The organism is Alkalicoccus luteus (genome assembly GCF_012034335.1).
Taxonomy (GTDB): Bacteria; Bacillota; Bacilli; order Bacillales; family Salisediminibacteriaceae; genus Alkalicoccus; species Alkalicoccus luteus_A.
In genome coordinates this window covers 1-218 of record NZ_JAATHJ010000139.1, presented here as the reverse complement: position 1 = coordinate 218, position 218 = coordinate 1, and the positions used below count along the sequence as shown (strand labels likewise).

At 52.8% G+C, this 218-nt stretch carries 1 pseudogene; it reads left to right on the top strand.

What is annotated here, in order from left to right:
• Window positions 1-218, top strand: a pseudogene (locus HCN83_RS18915) (IS1634 family transposase); the annotation flags it as partial.

Sequence of the window (218 nt, the reverse complement as noted above, 5' to 3'; positions counted from 1 at the left end):
GCAGGAGGCAAACGAAGCACATCATAAGAAAGCCTGTGCCCTGCGGGCGCATCCGACGTACGGAAAATATGTGCGGCAATTGAAAGATGGTACTCTCCGTCTCCATAAACAAGCCGTACGCGACGCGAGCAAATATGACGGAAAGTACCTCATCCGCACGTCGGATGATACCTTGTCGATCGAAGACGTGGCGCTTGGTTACAAGCAGCTGTTGGAAG